The sequence below is a fragment of the Aliarcobacter lanthieri genome, assembly GCF_013201625.1.
Taxonomy (GTDB): Bacteria; Campylobacterota; Campylobacteria; order Campylobacterales; family Arcobacteraceae; genus Aliarcobacter; species Aliarcobacter lanthieri.
On sequence record NZ_CP053839.1, the window covers coordinates 1,493,376 to 1,509,500 of the forward strand.

17 protein-coding genes are annotated in these 16,125 nt (G+C 26.9%); 9 read left to right on the forward strand and 8 right to left on the reverse strand.

The window, feature by feature from the left end; genetic code table 11:
• Positions 1-3 precede the first annotated feature (3 nt).
• The 5 genes from ALANTH_RS07575 to ALANTH_RS07595 are packed head-to-tail and all read right to left on the reverse strand — an operon-like array spanning position 4 to position 3,376.
• Positions 4-309, reverse strand: coding sequence for a hypothetical protein (locus ALANTH_RS07575; protein ID WP_026804613.1), 306 nt, complete (start codon positions 307-309; stop codon positions 4-6).
• Positions 310-361: 52 nt separating this feature from the next.
• Positions 362-1,690 carry an ATP-dependent protease ATPase subunit HslU gene (gene hslU / locus ALANTH_RS07580; protein WP_026807579.1) on the reverse strand — a complete coding sequence of 443 codons (1,329 nt, stop codon included), beginning with the start codon at positions 1,688-1,690 and terminating at the stop codon, positions 362-364.
• A 7-nt stretch (positions 1,691-1,697) separates the two neighbouring features.
• Complete coding sequence (gene hslV, locus ALANTH_RS07585) at positions 1,698-2,234, reverse strand: ATP-dependent protease subunit HslV (RefSeq protein WP_026804615.1); 537 nt, start codon at positions 2,232-2,234, stop codon at positions 1,698-1,700.
• A gap of 3 nt (positions 2,235-2,237) precedes the next feature.
• Complete coding sequence (gene rplI, locus ALANTH_RS07590) at positions 2,238-2,684, reverse strand: 50S ribosomal protein L9 (protein ID WP_026804616.1); 447 nt, start codon at positions 2,682-2,684, stop codon at positions 2,238-2,240.
• A gap of 56 nt (positions 2,685-2,740) precedes the next feature.
• Entirely contained in the window at positions 2,741-3,376 is a 636-nt protein-coding gene (locus tag ALANTH_RS07595) for a recombinase family protein (RefSeq protein ID WP_026804617.1), read from the reverse strand.
• A gap of 178 nt (positions 3,377-3,554) precedes the next feature.
• Between ALANTH_RS07595 and ALANTH_RS07600 the strand changes: the two genes are divergently transcribed.
• The 8 genes from ALANTH_RS07600 (at position 3,555) to uvrA (ending at position 12,608) form a co-directional block, all read left to right on the forward strand.
• Positions 3,555-4,109 (forward strand): UbiX family flavin prenyltransferase, encoded by a 555-nt coding sequence (locus ALANTH_RS07600; RefSeq protein WP_026807578.1) that lies wholly within the window; start codon positions 3,555-3,557, stop codon positions 4,107-4,109.
• A gap of 2 nt (positions 4,110-4,111) precedes the next feature.
• Positions 4,112-4,603 (forward strand): pantetheine-phosphate adenylyltransferase, encoded by a 492-nt coding sequence (gene coaD / locus ALANTH_RS07605; protein WP_051583595.1) that lies wholly within the window; start codon positions 4,112-4,114, stop codon positions 4,601-4,603.
• On the forward strand, positions 4,594-5,163 hold the full coding sequence (gene tmk, locus ALANTH_RS07610; RefSeq protein WP_026807576.1) for a dTMP kinase: 570 nt from the start codon (positions 4,594-4,596) through the stop codon (positions 5,161-5,163). The genes coaD and tmk overlap by 10 nt, the downstream gene beginning before the upstream one ends.
• Positions 5,153-6,394, forward strand: a complete 1,242-nt coding sequence (gene hisS / locus ALANTH_RS07615) for a histidine--tRNA ligase (RefSeq protein WP_026807575.1) — start codon at positions 5,153-5,155, stop codon at positions 6,392-6,394. Before tmk ends, hisS begins: the two co-directional genes overlap by 11 nt.
• Positions 6,384-8,198: a biosynthetic arginine decarboxylase gene (gene speA / locus ALANTH_RS07620; protein WP_026804622.1), complete on the forward strand. Its 1,815-nt coding sequence runs from the start codon at positions 6,384-6,386 to the stop codon at positions 8,196-8,198. The genes hisS and speA overlap by 11 nt, the downstream gene beginning before the upstream one ends.
• A complete protein-coding gene (gene cysE, locus ALANTH_RS07625) occupies positions 8,185-8,955 on the forward strand; it encodes a serine O-acetyltransferase (RefSeq protein ID WP_029888303.1) in 771 nt (256 codons plus the stop codon). Before speA ends, cysE begins: the two co-directional genes overlap by 14 nt.
• 2 nt (positions 8,956-8,957) lie before the next feature.
• The gene (locus ALANTH_RS07630) at positions 8,958-9,695 is read left to right on the forward strand and encodes a sulfite exporter TauE/SafE family protein (protein ID WP_026804624.1); all 738 of its coding nucleotides are present in this window, start codon (positions 8,958-8,960) and stop codon (positions 9,693-9,695) included.
• Positions 9,696-9,791: 96 nt separating this feature from the next.
• The gene (gene uvrA, locus ALANTH_RS07635; protein WP_026807573.1) at positions 9,792-12,608 is read left to right on the forward strand and encodes an excinuclease ABC subunit UvrA; all 2,817 of its coding nucleotides are present in this window, start codon (positions 9,792-9,794) and stop codon (positions 12,606-12,608) included.
• Positions 12,609-12,666: 58 nt separating this feature from the next.
• On the opposite strand, the gene ALANTH_RS07640 is transcribed toward uvrA, so the two are convergent.
• On the reverse strand, positions 12,667-13,050 hold the full coding sequence (locus ALANTH_RS07640) for a PAS domain-containing protein (RefSeq protein WP_034236746.1): 384 nt from the start codon (positions 13,048-13,050) through the stop codon (positions 12,667-12,669).
• A gap of 89 nt (positions 13,051-13,139) precedes the next feature.
• Here ALANTH_RS07640 and ALANTH_RS07645 point away from each other — a divergent pair, with 89 nt between their 5' ends.
• Positions 13,140-13,400, forward strand: a complete 261-nt coding sequence (locus ALANTH_RS07645) for a helix-turn-helix domain-containing protein (RefSeq protein ID WP_026807572.1) — start codon at positions 13,140-13,142, stop codon at positions 13,398-13,400.
• A 13-nt stretch (positions 13,401-13,413) separates the two neighbouring features.
• Here the strand turns inward: ALANTH_RS07645 and ALANTH_RS07650 are convergent, their stop codons facing one another.
• Both ALANTH_RS07650 and lipA read right to left on the reverse strand, forming a co-directional pair.
• A complete protein-coding gene (locus ALANTH_RS07650) occupies positions 13,414-15,096 on the reverse strand; it encodes a bifunctional diguanylate cyclase/phosphodiesterase (protein WP_051583594.1) in 1,683 nt (560 codons plus the stop codon).
• A gap of 130 nt (positions 15,097-15,226) precedes the next feature.
• The gene (gene lipA, locus ALANTH_RS07655; RefSeq protein WP_228133188.1) at positions 15,227-16,120 is read right to left on the reverse strand and encodes a lipoyl synthase; all 894 of its coding nucleotides are present in this window, start codon (positions 16,118-16,120) and stop codon (positions 15,227-15,229) included.
• Positions 16,121-16,125 lie beyond the last annotated feature (5 nt).

Sequence of the window (16,125 nt, forward strand, 5' to 3'; positions counted from 1 at the left end):
TCCTTATGATAAAAATCTTTTATTTAAAAGATTTATTAGATTATTTATTTGAGAAATATCAGCACTTTTTATCCAAGCATCTATTCCAAAATTTTTAAAGGCATCATAATCACCTTCGTCTTCAATTATTGCAATACTTACAAATTTATCTTTACAAACACTATGTTTATTTTCTTCATACTCAAATATTGATTCTATGTCTAAAATAGCAATATCTGCTTTATCTTCACTTTTTGAGTGAAAAGACTCAACGTGAAATTCTGGATTAAAAATTGTATCATCAACTTGACAAAAAGTTATTACTTTCATATATTCCCCTCTTTTTTAATTAAAACACACATTTTAGCAAAATATTATTAATCTACAATATGTATCTAGTAATATCAACATTATCCACAATTTTTTCTAATTTTTGTGAAACCAAATTTTCATCAACAATAACTTTTGTTCCTTTTTTCTCATCAGCATCAAAAGATATATCTTCTATAACTTTTTCAATAACAGTATGAAGTCTTCTTGCACCTATATCTTCAGTTTTTTCATTAGCTAAAACTGAATATTTTGCAAAGGCTCTTATTGCTTTGTCATCAAACTCTAATTCTACACCTTCAACATCTAAAAGTGCTCTATACTGTCTTAAAAGCGAATTTTTAGTATTTGTTAAAATTTTATAAAGTGCTTCTTCATCTAAAGATTCTAACTCTACTCTCAAAGGAAATCTTCCTTGAAGCTCTGGAATTAAATCACTAGGTTTTGATACATGAAAAGCTCCCGCAGCTATAAACAATATATGATCAGTTTTTACTTGTCCAAATTTTGTTTGAACACTACTTCCTTCAACTATTGGAAGTAAATCTCTTTGAACTCCCTCTTTTGATGGATCTGAACCATTATTTTTCTTGCTTGTTGCTATTTTATCTATCTCATCAATAAATATAATACCACCATTTTCAGCTCTTTTTATAGCTTCAATTTTTATAGCTTCTGTATCAAGCAATCCATCACTAGCAACATCTCTTAATAAAATTTTTGCATCTTTTATAGTAACTTCTTTTTTGATTTTATCTTTATTTAGACTTCCAAGCATTTTATTTAGGCTTTCTTGCATAGAACTCATATCAAAAGGTAAACTTGAATCAATTATCTCAACATGAGTTTTTTTTGGAACTTCAATCTCAATTTTTTTATCGTCTAAATCTCCACTTAATAATTTTTTTTCCATTAGATTATAAGTTTTTATAAATGCTTCTTTTGCACTATCACTTGCTGCTTCAGGTAATGGAGGAACTAATTTCTCAACTATTTTTTTAGTAACTTCTTCATCTATTTTATCTTTTATTTTTTCTTCAAATTCTTTAGTTACAAGAGAGATTGATTCATAAAGTAAATCTCTAACCATAGATTCAACATCACGTCCTACAAAACCAACTTCTGTATATTTACTAGCTTCAACTTTTACAAATGGTAATCCCATCATTTTTGCTAATCTTCTAGCAATCTCTGTTTTACCAACTCCTGTACTTCCAATCATAAGAATATTTTTTGGCATAATTTCTTCTTGAAGTTTTGGTTCAACTTGCATTCTTCTATATCTATTTCTCAAAGCCAATGCAATAGTTTTTTTAGCATCTCGTTGCCCAATGATGTAATCATCTAAATAAGCAACAATTTGCTTTGGTGTCATATCCATAATATTTTTAATCCTCTAACTTTAATATTTTTATATTTTGATTTGTATATATACAAAGTTCTCCAGCTATCATTAAACTTTCTCTTACTAAATCTTCTTCATCTAAATTTGAATGTTTAGCCAAAGCTCTTGCTGCACTAATAGCAAAGTTTCCACCACTTCCAATAGATGCTATTTCTCCATCTTCAGGCTCAACTACATCACCATTTCCACTTAAAATAAATATTCTCTCTTTATTTAAAACTATCATCATAGCTTCTAATCTTCTTAAAACTTTATCTTTTCTCCACTCTTTTGAAAAAGCAATAACAGATTTTAATAAATCACCTTTTGAAGCTTCTAAATGAACTTCAAACATATCAAAAAGATTAAAAGCATCAGCTGTACTTCCTGCAAATCCAGCTAAAACTTTTCCTTGATAAAGTGTTCTTATCTTTGTAGCATTTCCTTTTAAAACAGAATTTCCAAAAGTAACCTGTCCATCTCCACCAATTACGGCTTTATTAGCCCCTTTATAAGCAAGTATAGTAGTTGCGTGAAACATTTTTTACTCAGCTATAATATCAATTTTTAAATTTGCAGTTATAGAGTGCCCCAATTTACAATTTACTTCAAAGATACCTAAATGTTTAATTTTATTATCAATACTAATATTTTTTTTATCAATCATAATCGAAAATTGTTTTTCTAATTCTTCACTTATTTCTTTATTTGTTACACTACCTATTAATTGATTATTTGCTCCAACTTTATGTTTAATTGTAAGTTTTGTAGAATTTATTTTTTCTGCTAATTCTTTAGCATTTGCTATTTCTTCTTCTTCTTTTTGTGCTAATCTTTTTTGTTCGGCTTTATGTCTATTTAAAACTTCTGTAGTTGCATGTAAAGCTAAACCTTTTCCTATTAAAAAATTTTTACCATAACCATCAGCTACTTCTTTTATTTCTCCAGCTTTTCCTAAACTTTTTACATCTTTTAATAATAATACCTTCATAAAAACTCCATTTAATTTGATATTTGATTTTACAATATTTTTAATAAAAAGAGGATTTATACCTCTTTTAAAGCCTTAACATGCTCTTTTATAGCTCTTTTTTTTACATAATTATTTAAACCAATATGATTATTGTATCCCAACAATTTAGCTATTTTTCTTACACTCAAACCAACTCCTAAAAGCTCTTCGATTTTATCTCTTTGTAAATCAAATTTTGATTTTTGAATGGTTCCTTTTGGTTTTCCTAAAGCTATTCCATCTTGTTTTTTAGCATTTAATGCCTCTTTTGTTCTAAGACTCATAAGCTCTTTTTCTAAATTTATAGTCATTGATATAATACTTAAAATCATCTGTGTAAGTTTATCATTATCATCAAAGAAATCTAAATTTTGTTCAACAACAACTATTCTAATTTTATTTGAAAGTAAAAATTTAACAATTTCTAAAATTCTATCTATAGTTCTTCCAAAAACATTTAAATTTGAAACAATAATTGTAGAGTTCTTTTCACAATTTTCTAAAAAATGAACAATATTTTTTTCTTGAGAAGGTCGATTTATTTCGATTTCAATACTTTTATTAACAGTCAAGTTATTTTTTTTTATATAACTATCTATAAAATCTTTTTGATCTTTAGTATATAATTCATTATTCTGATTTTTCCTAACATAGGTAAATATTTTAGACATATTTATCTCCTAATTTTGTAATAGTTTAAATAATTTAATTTATACAAAATGTTATCTATTAATTGATTTATAAAAGCTTATACAGTAAGTTTTAAAATATACAAAATACAAAATAAAACTCAAAGCTTTTTTTTGGTAGTATAAATGTTTTTATAATTTAATTAATTTAGAGGTTTTTTTGAGATTAACAGTTGCAATTAGTGGGGCTAGTGGAGTAAATCTTGCTTTAAAGTTTATAAAACAAATTCCAAAAGATATAGAGCTTTTTTTAGTTTTTTCTAAAAATTCAAAAAAAGCTTTAAAATTGGAAAATGGTATAAAAATTAAAGATATTTTTAAAGATGATAAAAATATCACAATATTTAAAGATAAAAATATTGGTGCAAGTTTAGCCTCTGGATCTTTCAAAGTTGATAAAATGATTATTATTCCATGTTCACAAAACACATTAGCTAAATGTACAGTAGGTATAGCTGATAGTTTAATAACAAGAGCTTTTAGTGTAATGTTAAAAGAAAAAAGAGAAATTATTATAGCTCCAAGAGAGCTACCTTTTAATACAATATCGTTAAAAAATATGTTAAAACTATCAAAACTTGGAGTTACTATTGCACCACCAATTTTAGGATATTATAGTTCACAACAAAGCTTAGAAGAAATGGAAAATTTTATAATTGGTAAATGGCTTGATTTACTAAAAATTGAAAATAATTTATACAAAAGATGGAAATAAATATGAAAAATAAATATGATTATATAGGTTCATATAAAAAAGCTATTTATAGTGGTACTTTTGATCCAATAACAATTGGACATTTAGATATTATAGAAAGAGCAACAAAGATTTTTGATGAAGTAATCATCAGTGTTGCAAAAAGTGAGTTAAAGAAACCTATGTTTTCTCATTCAAAAAGAGTTGAATTTGTAAAAGCGGCAACAGAACATTTATCAAATGTTCAAGTTATTGGGTTTGATACATTGCTTGTTGATTTTGCACAAGAACTTAAAATAAATACTATTATTAGAGGTTTAAGAGCTGTTAGTGATTTTGAATTTGAACTACAAATGGGATATGCAAACTCTTCAATAAATAAAAATTTAGAAACAGTTTACTTAATGCCAACGCTTGAACATGCTTTTGTAAGTTCTACTATAGTTAGAGAAATCATAAGATTTAAAGGAAGTTTTGAACATTTAGTTCCAAAAAGGATAATTGAATGTATGTAAGCATAGAAGGTATTGATACAGCTGGAAAATCAACCCAATTAGAAATTTTAAGAAATAAATTTAAGAATGCAATTTTTACAAAAGAACCTGGAGGAACAGTTCTAGGAAGTAAACTTCGTCAAATAATATTAAATGGAGAAGCAAATTCAAATATTGCTGAGATGTTTTTATTTTTAGCAGATCGTGCTGAACATACACAAGAAGTAATTATACCAAATTTAGACAAACTTATAATTTCAGATAGATCATTTATCTCTGGGATTGCTTATGCTAAAGATGAGAATATTGAGAAATTACTTGAATTAAATCGTTTTGCAACACAAAATAATTTTCCAAACAAGATAATTTTACTTGAATTAAGTAAAGATGAATTGATTAACAGACTCTCAAAAAAAGAGAATGATAGTATAGAGAAAAGGGGTATTGATTATCTAATGTCAATTCAAAGTAGAATGAAAGCAGTTATTAAAAGTATAAATATTGAGCATATATTTATTGATGCAGGGCAAAAAATAGAAGAAATTGAGAAACAAATAGAGGATTTTATAAATGCAAAGTAGCACAAAAACTATTCAAAGTTTAAGAGGAATGAAAGATATTGTAAATGAAGATAGTATTTTATTTACATATTTTATTGAGAATGCTTCAAAAATTGCAGAAAAATATGGATTTTCATATATAGAAACTCCACTTTTAGAAGAAACCGCACTATTTAAAAGAAGTGTTGGAGAAAGTAGTGATATTGTAAATAAAGAGATGTATCAATTTATTGATAAAGGTGAAAATGATGTTTGCTTAAGACCTGAAGGAACAGCTGGAGTTGTAAGACACTTTGTAGAAAAAAAACTTGACCGTGCTGGGGGAATTTATAGATGGTTTTATTATGGAGCAATGTTTAGATATGAGCGTCCACAAAAAGGAAGATTAAGAGAATTTCACCAATTTGGTTGTGAAGTTTTTGGAGTAAATAATGTTTATGAAGATGCAAATATTATAATGTTAATAAAAGAGATTTTAGATTTTTTTGATATTGGATTTACTCTAAAATTAAACTCTTTAGGTTGTATTGAATGTATGCCAAAATATAAAGAGAATCTAATAAAACATATTTCAACATTTAAAGATAAACTTTGTGATGATTGTAATAAAAGGCTTTTAACAAATCCTATTAGAATACTTGACTGTAAAGTTGAATCTTGTCAAAAATTGCTTATTAACTCTCCTAAAATAACAAATAGTTTATGTAGCTCTTGTAATAGTGATTTTGAAAAGTTAAAAGAGATTTTAACTTTTAATAATATTTCATATGAAATTGATTCAAATTTAGTAAGAGGTCTTGATTACTACAACAAAACAGCTTTTGAGTTTATAAGCAATGAAATAGGTTCTCAAAGTGCTATTGCTGGTGGAGGGAGATATGATAGACTTGTGGAATTTTTAGGTGGTAAAAGTACTGCAGGAATTGGTTTTGCTATAGGAATTGAAAGATTACTTGAATTAGTTAAAATTAAAAAGCAAAAAGAAGATTTTATTTATATTGGCAGTTTAGATGAATCTTCACAAAATAAGGCTTTTGAAATAGCTATTCAAAAAAGGAAAAATACCAAAACCTATATAGAGTATTCAAGTAGAAGTTTTGGAAAACACTTTTCAATAGCAGAGAAATTAAACTGTAATATTGTTGCACTTATTGGTGAAAATGAGTTAAAAAATAATACAATTTTTATTAAAAATTTAGATACAAAAGAAGAAAAAAATATTGCATTAGAGGAGTTTTTAGTTGAAAAATAAATATGGTATAGACATTTGGTCTGATAATAATTTTTTTATTGAAGATGGTTTAGTAAAGGTTGATTATGATAGTAATCCATCTTTAATATCAATTGTAAAAAATGTAAGAAAACAAGGGTTTAAAGGACCTTTACTTTTAAGGTTCCCTCATATAACAAAAAAACAGATAAAAACTCTTTTTAATACCTTTAATGCAAGTATAAAAGAATATGACTATAAAGGTACTTTTAATGCAGTATTTCCTTTAAAAGTAAATCAATTACCAAATTTTATTCACCCATTAATAAGTGCTGGTAAAAAATACAATTATGGACTTGAAGCTGGAAGTAAAGCTGAACTAATTATTGCTATGACATATAATAATATGGGAAGTCCAATTACAATCAATGGCTTTAAAGATAAAGAGATGATACATCTTTGTTTTATAGCAAAAAGTATGGGGCATCATATAACTGTAATTATTGAAGGTTTAAATGAATTAGAAATGATAGTTGAAGTTTTAAAAGAGACTAAACTAGAAGCTCCAAATGTTGGTTTAAGAGTAAGACTTCACAGTGGAGGAAGTGGTGCTTGGGCAAAAAGTGGAGGAATTGATTCTAAATTTGGACTTACATCAACAGAAATATTAGAAGCTTTTGAACTTATGCAAGACAATAATCTTGAAGATTTACTTACAATGATTCACTTTCATATAGGTTCAGCTATGAACTCTATAAAACCATTAAAAAAAGCTTTAAGAGAATCTGGACATATTTATGCAGAACTTAAAAATTTAGGAGCAAAAAATCTATCTTCAATAAATATTGGAGGTGGATTAAGTGTAGAATATAGTGCTTATGAAAGAACTAGATTTTACTCATTAAGAGAATTTGCAAGTGATGTTGTATTTACATTAAAAGAGATTGCTAGACAAAAAGGTGTTGAAGAACCAAATATTTTCACTGAATCAGGAAGATTTATAAGTGCCGCTTCAACTGTACTTATAACTCCTGTTTTAGAACTATTTTCAGCTGAATATGAGATAAGCCATCTAAAATTAAAAGAGAAAAACCCACCTTTAATTGCAGAGTTAAATGAACTATTTAAAGATATGACTAAGAAAACAGCTTATGAGTTTATGCATGATAGTATTGATCATCTTGAGTCTTTATTAACTCTATTTGATTTAGGATATATTGATTTACAAGATAGATCAAATGCTGAAATATTAACTCATCAAATTATAAAAAAAGCTATTTCATTACTTCAAATTGATGATTATGAAGAGTTAAAAAGATTTGATAAAAATATTCAAGAAAAATATCTTTTAAATTTTTCTTTATTTCAATCTTTACCTGATTATTGGGGAATAAATCAAGAATTCCCAATTATGCCAATAACTCACCTTGATGAAAAACCAACAAGAAGTGCATCTTTATGGGATATTACTTGTGATAGTGATGGAGAAATACCTTTCGATATAAAAAAACCTCTATACTTACATGATGTAAATCTAAATAAAGAAGATTATTTTTTAGGATTCTTTAATGTTGGAGCATATCAGGATACTTTAGGAATGAAACATAATCTTTTTTCTCATCCAACAGAAGTAAATGTAGTATTTAAAGATGGAGAAGTTGCACTTGAACATATTTTAGAATCACAAAAAATCATAGATATTTTAGAAGATATAGATTATGATACAGAAGAAATCCAAACAATTTTAAGAAGAAGTGTATCAATAGAAACTTATGAAATTCTACAAAAATATCTAAGTGATAACAGCTATTTAAAGACTATCTGGAGTTATTATGACGACGAGTGAAGAATCAAAAAAAGATAGTGAAAAACTATCTTTATGGAAACAGTTAAAAGAAGATTTTTCTGTTCCAAAGTTAAATGATCCAGTTTTAGAATCAAACTTTGAGATATTTTTTAATTATCCTGGTGTTTGGGCAATAATAAATCATAGAATAGCAAATAATTTATATTATAAAGGTTTTAAAAAATTAGCAAGAGTTGTTTCTGGAATATCATCTTTTTTTACTAAAACAGATATTCATCCAGCAGCAACTATTGGAAGAAGAGTTTTTATTGATCATGCTATAGGAGTAGTTATTGGAGCAACTGCTATAGTTGAAGATGATGTTTTAATTTATCAAGGTGTAACTTTAGGTGGAGTTAGTCTAAATAAAGGTAAACGTCATCCAACTGTTAAATCCAATGTTGTTTTAGGAAGTGGAGCAAAAGTTTTAGGAAATATTACTATTGGAGCAAACTCAAAAATAGGAGCAAACTCTGTTGTAGTTGTAGATGTACCTGAAAATTCAACTGCTGTTGGAGTTCCTGCAAGAATTATTAAAAAAGATGAAAGAAAAGATAACTCTAAAGATAAACTAGCTCACAATGAATTACCTGATATCAATAAAGAGATGTTTAAGTATCTAATAGAGAGAATTTCTATTTTAGAAAGTAATGTAAAAAATGAAAATTGTGACTGTAATATAAATGAAAAGAATGAAGTATTAGAAAAAGAGTACCAATCTTTTATTGAAACATTAAAAATTAATAAAAAAGGTTAATTATGGAATTTGGGTTAATAGCTTTTGGGCTTATCACGGGTTTTACTTCTGGTTTTTTTGGTATTGGAGGAGGAAGTATATTAATCCCTATGTTATTACTTGCAAACTATGGAATGAAAGAAGCAGTTTCAATATCTATTATGCAAATGGTATTCTCTTCAATTTATGGTTCTTTTTTAAATTCAAAGAAAATTAAAGGCTTAGTAAGAGATGGTGTTATATTAGGATTAGGAGCTAGTTTAGGTGGAGCTACGAGTGGTTATTTTTTACCAAAAGTTCCAGATATCTACCTTCAATATCTTTTTATAACTGCACTTTTATATACAATTTACACTCTATTTAGAGCACCTGCTTATTCAACTGCTCAAAAAGAAGACAAAGGTATATTTGTACTTTTAGTTATTGGTTATTTTGTTGGAATTTTAGCTATGAGTATAGGAATTGGTGGTTCATTAGTATTACTTCCTATTTTAGTTGGATTCTTAAAATATGATTTAAAAGTAGCAACTGCTTTAGGACTATTTTTCGTAATTTTTTCTTCAATTGGAGGTTTTATTTCTACTTCAATTTATGGAAATATGTTATATTATGAAGGTGCAATAATCGGTATTGGTTCTCTTATTGGTGTATATTTTGGAATAAAGATAAAAGAGAGAACAAAAGCTACTTCATATAAATCATTTGTTTTACTTTTAAACCTTCTTGTACTAATAGTTACAATTTATAAAACAGTGTTTTAATATTCCAAGGCTAAAGCCTTGAAATATTAAGTAAATTTACAAAACTATTAACAAAACTATCCTATAATATTAGCTTTAAAATTTTAAAGGCAATATATGAGTGATACAATAAAAATTTTTAATGCAAAAGAGAATAATCTAAAAAATATAAACTTAGAAATCCCAAAAAATAAGCTTATAGTATTTACAGGACTTAGTGGAAGTGGAAAATCAACTTTAGCTTTTGATACACTTTATGCTGAAGGTCAAAGAAGATATATAGAGTCTTTATCTTCTTATGCAAGACAGTTCTTGGATAAAGTTGGAAAACCTGATGTTGAAAGAATAGAAGGTTTAACTCCAGCAATTGCAATTGATCAAAAAACAACATCAAAAAATCCTCGTTCAACTGTTGGAACAATTACTGAAATTTACGACTATTTTAGACTTTTATATGCAAGAGTTGGAAAACAACACTGTCATCAATGTGGAAAACCCATCTCACAAATGAGTGTTAGTGATATTATAGAACAAGTTTTATCTTTACCAGAAGATTCAAAACTTATTATTTTAGCACCACTTATCAATAGAAAAAAAGGGAGCTTTGCTGATTTACTAGAAAGCCTTAGAGGTAAAGGATATGTAAGAGCAATAATAGATGGTGTTATGGTAAGACTTGATGAAGATATTGAGTTATCAAAAACACAAATGCATACTATTAAAGTGGTTATAGATAGAGTTACAATAAAAGATGAAAATAAAGATAGGATTGCACAAGATGTTGAAAAAGGATTAAAAGAGAGTTTTGGAGAATTAGAAATTGAAATAGCGAATTATGAAGAATTAAGTACACAAAAAAGTATTCATTACTCTGAACATATGGCTTGTTTTGACTGTAAAATATCATTTGAACCACTTGAACCATTGTCATTTTCTTTTAACTCACCAAAAGGTGCTTGTAGTTCTTGTGATGGTTTAGGCATTCGTTATACTCTTGATATGAAAAAAATAATAAATGAAGATTTAGATATTGAAAATGGAGCTATAAAAATCATTTATGGTTTTAACAAAGGTTTTTACTTTAAAATGCTTATGGCATTTTGTGAAAGTATGCAAATAAATACTAAAATTCCTTTTTGTGAGCTTGAAGATTATCAAAAAAAAGCAATACTACATGGAAGTGCTGAAGATTTCTCATTTTTCTGGAAAAGACATAAACTTACAAGAAAATGGGAAGGTATCATAAAATTAGCTTATGATATGATAAAAGATGAAAAAGAGATGGCTGAATATATGACAGAGAAGAAGTGTGATTCATGTGGAGGAAATAGATTAAAGCCTTCTTCTCAAAGTGTTTTTGTCGCACAAAAAACTATTCCTGATTTATTAAATATACCTATTGAAGATTCACATAAATTTTTTCAAGATGAAAAAAATTTTGAGTACTTATCTGAACAAAATAAAATGATTGCAGCACCTATTTTAAAAGAGATAAGAGAAAGAATATTTTTTCTTTTTGATGTTGGTTTAGGATATATAACTTTAGGAAGAGATGCCAGAACTATAAGTGGAGGAGAAGCCCAAAGGATAAGAGTTGCTTCTCAAATTGGAAGTGGACTAACAGGAGTTATGTATGTACTTGATGAACCATCTATTGGACTTCATGAAAGGGATACAAGTAAACTAATAAATACTTTAAGAGCATTACAACAAAAAGGTAATACAGTTATTGTTGTAGAACATGATAAAGAAACAATTCAATCAGCTGATTTCATAGTTGATATTGGTCCAAATGCAGGAAAATTTGGTGGAGAAGTAGTATTTGCTGGAACACTAAAAGAAATGAAAAAAGCAAAAACTTTAACAGCACTGTATGTAACAGAAGCAAAAAGAATAGAGTATGCTCACAACCGTCCACAAAAAGAGTTTATAGAGATCAAAAATGTAAATATAAACAACATAAAAAATCTTGATGTGAAAATTCCTCTTAAAAATTTAGTTTCAATAACAGGAGTTAGTGGAAGTGGAAAATCATCGCTTATATTGCAGACCCTACTTCCTGTTGCACAAGAACTTTTAAATCGTGCAAGAAAAGTTAAAAAAGTAGATGGAGTAGAAATAGAGGGACTTGAAAAATTAGATAAAGTTATCTATCTTGACCAAAGCCCAATAGGAAGAACTCCAAGAAGTAATCCTGCAACTTATACTGGACTTATGGATGAAGTAAGAGATTTATTTGCTAAAACAAAAGAGGCAAATTTAAGAGGATATAAAATCGGTCGTTTTTCATTTAATGTAAAAGGTGGAAGATGTGAAAAATGTCAAGGAGAAGGTGAAATAAAAATAGAAATGCACTTTTTACCAGATATTATGGTTAAGTGTGATGCTTGTCATGGACAAAGATATAATGCTCAAACTTTAGAGATAATGTACAAAGGTAAAAATATATCTGATGTTCTAAATATGAGTGTTGATGAAGCTTTAGAATTTTTTATAAAAGTACCTAAACTTAAAGCGAAACTTCAAACTTTAAGTGATGTAGGACTTGGATATATAACTTTAGGGCAAAATGCCATCACACTATCAGGTGGAGAAGCACAAAGAATAAAGCTAAGCAAAGAATTAAGTAAAAAAGATACAGGAAATACTCTTTATGTATTAGATGAGCCTACAACTGGACTTCATTTTGCTGATGTGGACAGACTAACAAAAGTTCTTCATCATTTAGTTGATTTAGGAAATTCTGTACTTGTAATAGAACATAACCTTGATGTTATAAAAAACTCTGATTGGGTTATAGATATAGGTCCAGAAGGTGGAAGCAAAGGTGGAAAAATTGTAGATGAAGGAACACCAGAATTTATGGCAAAAAATCATAAAAATAGTGGTTCATATACTGGTTACTATTTAGATAAAGAGATAAATCACAACTAAAAGAGTTTAATTAACTCTTCTAGTTCATGAATATAATATTCTTGAAAGTGATCTATTCTTAAATTTTATATAAATTTATAGCTATTTCTATCTCTTTAGAAGTTGCTTTTTTTCTACAAGAAAGATATCCTTTTTTACCATTAGATAATAAAGTGGGATAAATTGTTGCAAAAACCCAATAAAATCCACCAGACTTCGTAGTATTTTTTACATATCCTGTCCAAATTTTATCATTTTTTATAGTATTCCATAAATCTTCAAATGCACTTTTGGGCATATCAGGATGTCTTACAATATTATGAGGTTGTCCAATTAATTCATCAATACTATATTCAGCAACTTTACAAAAATCTTCATTTGCGAATTCTATAATTCCTTTTTCATCTGTTTGACTCACTAAGAATGCATAATCATCTAAAATGATTTCTTTTTCTTTATTCATAATTATTCCTATAGAAATGATTTCTTTAGAAGATTGTATATAAGTTATTTTTAAAATACTCTTATAGAAATAATTTCTATAGGAATAATATGTTAAATTTACCAGAAATAGTTACAGAAGAAGAAATTGAAGAATATTTTAAGCAGATTTCAAAGAATGTTAAAAGATTAAGAAAAGAGAGAAATTTAAGTCAATTAGAAGTTGCTTTATCTATTGGACAAAAATCTTCAGGATTTTATGCAAATACTGAAAACAATGCACATGGAAAGCATTTTAATTTAGTTCATTTACTCAAACTCTCTAAGTTATTTAATACTTCAATGGAAGAGTTTTTTAAAGATATAGAATAAAAAGTAGAAGAGTTTATTTTAACTCTTCTGGTTGATGTAGATAATAACCTTGAGAATAATCTATATTTAATTCTTGAACAATATCAAAAACTTCTTTATTATGAACAAATTCTGCAACAGTTTTTATATTTAAAGCTTTTGCAAAATTTACAATAGCTTTCACTGTAAGATATAAATGTTCATCTGTATCTACATTTTTTATTAAAGAACCATCTATCTTTACATAATCAACATCAAGTTTGATAATATATTCAAAATTTGAATATCCAGTTCCAAAATCATCTATAGCAACTTTACAACCTAATTGTTTAACTCTTTTTATAAAATTACCAACTTCTTCAAAATTTTCAATTCCTTCACTTTCAACTATTTCAAAAGCTATAAGTTCTGCTGTTTTTGTTCTAAGAAGTGTATTATAAATAAAATCCATCGTATATTGATCTTTTAAATCTTCTAAAGTTAGATTAATACTAAAACCTATATTTTTACCTTGAAAATATTCACAAGCTTTTTTAACTATCATTCTTGTCATATTAAGATATAGTTTTGATTTTTTTGCTTCTTCTAAAAATTTAAAAGGAGATAGTATAGAGCCATCACTTAACTTTAATCTCATAAGAGTTTCATATTTCTCTTCACCAGTAAAGTTATTTATCATTTTTTGACCATAAAGTAATAGATTATTATTTTCTAAAACATTTTTTAACTCTTCAACTAATTCTCTATTCTCTTTTAGCTTATTATATAACTCTATATTTTCATCTAAGAATAGTATGGCATGACCTTTTTTTCTAGCAATTCTTACAGCATATTCAGCTTTTGATAGTAGGTTTGAATTATTATCTAGACAATTACAAGCAACACCTATTGTAACATTTATATAAAAACTATTATTACCAACTAAAATTGGATTTTGTGCAATCTTTTCTATAATATTTTTACAAAAATACTTTAGATCATCTAACATACCTTCATCTTGAGATAATATTGCAAAAATATCATTTGATAGTTTGTATAAAAATAAATTTGAGGGTGTCAACTTTTTAAGAATAGATGCAAACTTTTGAATAACTTTATCACCAGCTTCAAAACCATAAAAATTATTTATATCTCTAAATCTATTTATATTTATAAGTGCTACTTTTGAATATTCTGATTTTTTTATATCTTTTAGAAGTTTCATTCTATTTGGTAAATTAGTTAATTCATCTAAATATTGTTCTTGAATAATTTTTTCTTGTTCATATATTTTTGTAATATCAAATCTTATTGCCATAAATTCAATAATATTATCTTCATTATCAAGTATTGGAATAATAGTAGTATCTACATAGTAAGCGCTACCATCTTTTCTTTTATTTTTAATAATTCCTTTAAATATTTCTTTTTTTGCAATTACTTTCCATAACTCTTCAAAAACTTCTTTTGACATATCTGGATGTCTTATTATATTATGATGTTTACCTATCAATTCTTCTTTTGTATAGCCTGAAATTTCACAAAAGTTATTATTTGTATAAGTTATGATACCTTTAATATCAGTTTTTGAAACTATTGAGCTTTCATCCAAAGCTCTTTTATACTGATTTAAAAGTTTAAGTTTATCTAGTAGCTGATGTTTATCTATGTTATCTTGAGATAGAATATCTTCAATTTCATTTGAAAGAGTCTCGTTTTTATCTATTTGCTCACTCAAGAAGACTCCTTAATATTAATTTCTAAATTAAAAAAAATCAAGTAAAAAAATAAAGGTAAATCAATTACCTTTATTTTAAATCATTTATTAAAGTTAGATTATATAATAATATTTTGTAAATTATTATTAATTACAAAGCAGAAGCCATATTTAAATAATGATGTGCCATATATGAACTTCTTGCATAAGGACTTGCTTTCACAAATTCAAATCCTAAATCATAAGCTAATTTCTCATATTTTAGGAATTGTTCGGGTTTTACATACTCAATAACTTTTTCATAATCTCCACTAGGTGCGAGATACTGTCCTATACTTAAAAATTTACACCCAACATTTAACAAATCTTTAAAGACTTGAACCATTTCTTCTTCTGTTTCTCCAAGTCCTACCATTAAAGCACTTTTTGTTTTAACTTTGTCTCCACCAAGTTCTTTTAACTTTCTTAAAACTTCTAAACTTCTTTCATAAGTTCCATTTCGTCGTATTCTATATAAACTAGGTACTGTTTCAACATTATGTCCAATTATTGTAGCACCTGAATCAATAACTCTTTTTAAGCTATCTTCATTCCCTCTAAAATCAGGAATTAAAATCTCAACTTTTGTTTGTGGAGATTTTTCTATAATATCTTTTGTAACTTTGTAAAATTGCTCTGCTCCACCATCAGATAAGTCATCTCTTGCTGGACTTGTAATAACTACAAATTTAAGCCCAAGTCTTAAAACTGAAGTTGTAACTTTTTGAACTTCACTTAAATCTACTCCATTTGGACGTCCTGTTGTAACATTACAGTATGTACATCTTCTTGTACAAATATTTCCTAAGATTAAAAATGTAGCATTTTTATTTGCAAAACATTCACTTATGTTTGGACATTTTGCTTCTTGACAGATTGTATGTAATCCACCTACATCTTTAAGCAGACTCTCCATTTCTACTTGTGTGTGTGGAGTTAATTTCTTTCTTAACCACTCTGGTTTTTTAAAATTTGCTGATTGATTTAATTTCATTTGTTGTGTCATTTTGT

Bases quoted from the DNA above. Each gene is read 5' to 3' on its own strand.
- ALANTH_RS07575 (WP_026804613.1), bottom strand. From the start codon at position 309: ATGAAAGTAATAACTTTTTGTCAAGTTGATGATACAATTTTTAATCCA.
- hslU (WP_026807579.1), bottom strand. From the start codon at position 1,690: ATGGATATGACACCAAAGCAAATTGTTGCTTATTTAGATGATTACATC.
- hslV (WP_026804615.1), bottom strand. From the start codon at position 2,234: ATGTTTCACGCAACTACTATACTTGCTTATAAAGGGGCTAATAAAGCC.
- rplI (WP_026804616.1), bottom strand. From the start codon at position 2,684: ATGAAGGTATTATTATTAAAAGATGTAAAAAGTTTAGGAAAAGCTGGA.
- ALANTH_RS07595 (WP_026804617.1), bottom strand. From the start codon at position 3,376: ATGTCTAAAATATTTACCTATGTTAGGAAAAATCAGAATAATGAATTA.
- coaD (WP_051583595.1), top strand. From the start codon at position 4,112: ATGAAAAATAAATATGATTATATAGGTTCATATAAAAAAGCTATTTAT.
- tmk (WP_026807576.1), top strand. From the start codon at position 4,594: ATGTATGTAAGCATAGAAGGTATTGATACAGCTGGAAAATCAACCCAA.
- hisS (WP_026807575.1), top strand. From the start codon at position 5,153: ATGCAAAGTAGCACAAAAACTATTCAAAGTTTAAGAGGAATGAAAGAT.
- cysE (WP_029888303.1), top strand. From the start codon at position 8,185: ATGACGACGAGTGAAGAATCAAAAAAAGATAGTGAAAAACTATCTTTA.
- ALANTH_RS07630 (WP_026804624.1), top strand. From the start codon at position 8,958: ATGGAATTTGGGTTAATAGCTTTTGGGCTTATCACGGGTTTTACTTCT.
- uvrA (WP_026807573.1), top strand. From the start codon at position 9,792: ATGAGTGATACAATAAAAATTTTTAATGCAAAAGAGAATAATCTAAAA.
- ALANTH_RS07640 (WP_034236746.1), bottom strand. From the start codon at position 13,050: ATGAATAAAGAAAAAGAAATCATTTTAGATGATTATGCATTCTTAGTG.
- ALANTH_RS07645 (WP_026807572.1), top strand. From the start codon at position 13,140: ATGTTAAATTTACCAGAAATAGTTACAGAAGAAGAAATTGAAGAATAT.
- lipA (WP_228133188.1), bottom strand. From the start codon at position 16,120: ATGACACAACAAATGAAATTAAATCAATCAGCAAATTTTAAAAAACCA.